This is a genomic window from Noviherbaspirillum soli, assembly GCF_015352955.1.
GTDB classification, from domain to species: Bacteria; Pseudomonadota; Gammaproteobacteria; order Burkholderiales; family Burkholderiaceae_D; genus Noviherbaspirillum_A; species Noviherbaspirillum_A soli.
This window is the reverse complement of the sequence record NZ_JACYOX010000088.1, coordinates 1-4,246: the sequence shown is the minus strand read 5'-3', so window position 1 is coordinate 4,246 and position 4,246 is coordinate 1. Positions and strand designations below refer to the sequence as shown.

3 protein-coding genes are annotated in these 4,246 nt (G+C 47.3%); all 3 read left to right on the top strand.

The window, feature by feature from the left end; translation table 11 throughout:
* Positions 1-1,219 precede the first annotated feature (1,219 nt).
* The 3 genes from IGW04_RS25390 (at position 1,220) to IGW04_RS25380 (ending at position 3,848) form a co-directional block, all read left to right on the top strand.
* Positions 1,220-1,984 (top strand): abortive infection system antitoxin AbiGi family protein, encoded by a 765-nt coding sequence (locus tag IGW04_RS25390; RefSeq protein WP_194715875.1) that lies wholly within the window; start codon positions 1,220-1,222, stop codon positions 1,982-1,984.
* Positions 1,985-2,064: 80 nt separating this feature from the next.
* Positions 2,065-2,616, top strand: a complete 552-nt coding sequence (locus IGW04_RS25385) for a hypothetical protein (protein WP_194715874.1) — start codon at positions 2,065-2,067, stop codon at positions 2,614-2,616.
* A 371-nt stretch (positions 2,617-2,987) separates the two neighbouring features.
* Positions 2,988-3,848 (top strand): hypothetical protein, encoded by an 861-nt coding sequence (locus tag IGW04_RS25380; RefSeq protein WP_194715873.1) that lies wholly within the window; start codon positions 2,988-2,990, stop codon positions 3,846-3,848.
* Positions 3,849-4,246: the final 398 nt, after the last annotated feature.

Genomic DNA, 4,246 nt, shown 5'->3' with positions numbered 1-4,246 from the left:
TTGCCCAGAAATGGGCAGAGGCGCGCAACCGGCGGCAAGCGGGGATCGACTGGCAATTCCGCACCGCCGATGCACGCATAAAGCTGAAATACCTTTATCCGAAAATTGATGAGTGACGGACTACTAGTTATCTCTCTCGATGTAGCAGAAGGCATAGAAGCGGACCTCTACACGCCCATAGCGACTGAGATTGCAGCTGCTGTCGTCATCAACATTCCAGGCGGAGCTTAATCCTGGGACGAAAGCACTCTGTAATTCCAACCAAATTCTAGCCAGGGGCTTTTGTATATCCCTGCAACGGGTAAGGTACCGATGATGACAAAGACAATTCGAGGTCGATTGCCTGGCTTGCACCGAGCTATCTGCTTTGGCAACGCACTGAGTCCTTCAAGCTCTTGGTGCAAGGATTGCGCGAAGTAGTTGGCGAAGGTAAGAAAGAAAGCGATGTTTTTCTATTCGACTTTGCATCGTCTAAAGGCGAGGTGCAGGCATCACGCAGGTAGCGCGGGACCGGCATCAGAGAATTGCATTTGGTTAGGCCCGATCAAATCCCAGCGCGGAATGGAAAGAGTCGCTTGAGCTGTTTGTCCTTCCGCGAAAATTCGTTGCCTGCCTATATTACGTGCCCGTGGATAGTATTCGCGGATTGATGGCGCCGGTAGGAATGATTTCTCGCATGCTCGCGCACATCGATACTGCGCAAAGACTACTTGTGTCTGCAGCAAGCGGGCGTCACTACGCTGGCAAATGGAGCCGGGACGGAGCGCGCGAAAATGCACCGCAGAGTGGTTCTCGCAAGACGTTTGATGAGCATGTGAATTCCTACTGGGCGAATCGTAATTCATCAACACGCCACGGGGGATATCAAGTGCAGTAGCTTGTACTTCATCTGACAGCAAATGTCAGCTTTGATCGAAATTTCACCCCGCCCGATAGTCTGAGTTCAGCCGTGAGCAGCCATTCACCAATTTCGCCGTTGGCTGACATTCGAACTTTTAAGACAGCAATTTGTTGCCGCAAAACCAATCTCAGCATACACTGGTAACAATAATGACTTGCGGTGAAAGTGCCCGTCTATCTCGAATTTTGCTGTTTTCTATTCCTTCAGTTGGCCGCTCCAAAGCCTCGCGTATGACTGGGCAGTCAATCAGTGCATGCGCATAACGGCTCACTGCATTGCATAATCGACGGGATAAACCTGTCAAATTTTCAGCTATCCATGCCAGCTCCACCCGTGACGACACAACGCTATTACTCAAATATCTATTGGCATTTCACAGGCTCTCCTAAAGAAATTGACTGGCGCGAAGTGCGATGCCCCGGCGACATCTGTAAGCATGGCGCCATTTTGGACCCAGCTACGGCTAAGGACACACTGAAGCTGATTCTCACCTCAAAGAAGCTTCTTGGAAGTTGCACCGAAAGAGTGCTCAACGGAGTAGAGACGGAAAAGTTTTGCTGCGTTACGGACATTCCTCTCAAAGACCTTCCTAGTCATTCTCCCTACTACGGAAAAGTAGCCATCGGCTTCAAAGCAAGTACTGTGCACAAGACATTTTTGCCTGTCATGTACGTTCCCACGGCGAGCATGCCCGTCGTAGAGAGACTGGTTCCTAATCGGAAGCTTGCTGAAATGGGCTTTGATTTCTTTATGTATCCCGGCTCGTTTCAGGAACAACAAGGACACAGGATGCTCGCGCAAGCGGCGCAGAACATGGAAACCATCCGAGAGCCTGATGCGGACGCTGTGAAAGGTTTTTGGTTGAACTTTATAAAGGTGACTGACTTTGATACCAGCCCTGAAAATACGTTCTACCGAGAAAGGGAGTGGCGAAACATCGGGGATTTTAAGTTTCAGATAGAGGACGTCGTGGCCGTAGTCGTACCCGAAGCTCTAATCGCTGAGACACGAGATCATTTGGAAGCTGAAGGCTATCCAAAGTCCATAAGCATTGTCGCCTGGGAGTTTATTGAAAACGCCTAACAAGGCTAAACCTTCCGTCGAGCGGACGTCACCCGAGAGCCTGGCACCGCCGTTCATGCAAAAAATAAAATACTCAACCTATGACAACCGCTATATTTGTGGCCGGCATACGCGGTGTTGGAAAAAGCACCCTACTTGAAACCTATGCTGATAGAGCTATCACGATTGAGGCAGAGGCAGTGCAAGCTGAAGCAGTGAAAATCGCAAAGGGCGATGATTATTCGTCTCAGTACGAATGGAAGATATGGGACGATGAGTTAAAAACCCGTGCAACCGAGTTGTTGCGGGACGCTCTAAAAACAGTTTATCCAGACCTAGAACCAAGCAATAAACCATTGCTTATCGTGGGCGCTCTATTAATCAAAGATTGGTTTCGTAGGTCATTTATTGATGTAATCCAAGACAAATTTCCTTCCCAAGCCACTAACCCAGTATTTTTTGTCCTTCACCTAGATGAACAGATTATTTCGAATCAAATAGAAAAAAGAGATCGTCCACATGAGGCGGAGTTCGTGAACAATTTTGAAAAAATACGCAACGAGCGCGATGGTTATTGGAATTTGGCAAGTTTTGAGTGGCAGAAAATTGTCTCTCATGAAAATCTTCATGTCGCGCTTGGCGCCCACATTTAGCACTACATTCTGAATGGGACAGCCAACAAGCTACGTGCCCCGCCTCCTCCTTTCTTTTACGTCGACCGACCGATTTGCGACTTTCTAGGAAGTAGTTTCGGGTTGAAATTCCCAGTTCCAGTTACGGCTATAAGACGCCATTTCCGGACATTCACTCCCTCACGTATTCGTTATTGCTCTGATGACTTTTTATGGCAGCATGCTCTGATTTTGCGCTCTGGCCGAATGTCGTCTTCCACTAATTTTCAGGTTCTTGTTAATTCGGGCGATTTGATGAAATGCGTTCCCGTGCTGCTTGGCGACTAGTGAGCGTCCTTATTTAACGGATTTCCCTGCATTGGTAAATATAGAAATTTATACCTTATAGAGTCATGCAATACGAACTAATCTTTCAAAATGCTTCCGGCAATAAGAGCACTGCAATTGGGCAAATTTCTTTTTTGGAATTTGTAAAACATGCCACTTTTGCGGGTATAAATCGCCCTTTTTTTCCCCATCTTCCGTTTAGGTACTTAGGTCTCTTTTTTGAATTTATACCGTCTTTTCTTTGGTCAGATCACTTCAGACTACTACCTGAATTGGTTAATGACCCAACTGAGACCGCATATACATCAAATAGGATTGGCCGTGCATTTGCCGACTACTTCTCGAAGAAACTGTACGGCGCTAAGTTCACCCACAGCTATGAGTGCGCAATGGCACTCAAGGGCTATCCCATATCGGGGGAGAGGCCTGATTTCTATTGCGACACACTAACTAAACAATTTGCGGTTGAGGCAAAAGGCTATACAGCACAAAGCATCTCTGATATCGCAATGAAGAAGCATAAAACCCAATCTAAAACGGGACCTCTTCCTGTCAATTTCTCTGCAGCGAGCGTTACATATAACCTATATAAAGCTCCGAAGATTAAGTTCTACGATCCCGTGGGAGAAAACACTCCCTACGACGAATCACTGAATTTACAGCTCAGGGAGATTTACTATCGCACTGCCTTAGACTTTATTGAGCAAATTTCTGACTCAAGAAAGCAAAGCGAGCTTTCTGATTACTTTGCGTACAATATTTCTCATCCATTTTTTCCTGCTCGTCAAATCCTCGTGCACAGGGGCATTTCAGAACAGAACTGGCGCAATGCCGAATGGTTTGCTTCGCTCGAACGAAATGTAGGACAGGATGGTGATTTCTATATTGATGTTGATGGAATTGGCTTATCAAATCGTTCACCCTGAACAAGCTAACGCGTGGCGGTCAACTTAACCGTCGAGCGTCAGCTTTTCGATTTACCCGTTGGCGGTTTTGAGTCGGATACGGTCCTTCCGCACCGGCGGCAGCCGGCCAATTGCAAACATTGAGATTGGGGCAGCGAACGAGCTTTCGTACGGGTTAGCAATGGCTACGCCGGATCGAGTGAATGCAACCGCATTTCTGGCAGACTGTCCAACTGATATCATGCTGTATGGCCACAACTCGCACCATTGGACCCCTGCACTTCGAAGACTTAGAGCATCTAACAAAATGGAATTTTCGTTGTCATAGCAACTCGTCGATAATTATCGTGGCGAGGCAATATGGCACGCGAACTGGTTGATGATGAATTGTGGCAAACAGTCCGACCCCTACTGCCAGT

What these genes read in the sequence shown, in the direction of transcription:
- IGW04_RS25390 (WP_194715875.1), top strand. Translation starts at nt 1,220, where the DNA reads ATGCCAGCTCCACCCGTGACGACACAACGCTATTACTCAAATATCTAT.
- IGW04_RS25385 (WP_194715874.1), top strand. Translation starts at nt 2,065, where the DNA reads ATGACAACCGCTATATTTGTGGCCGGCATACGCGGTGTTGGAAAAAGC.
- IGW04_RS25380 (WP_194715873.1), top strand. Translation starts at nt 2,988, where the DNA reads ATGCAATACGAACTAATCTTTCAAAATGCTTCCGGCAATAAGAGCACT.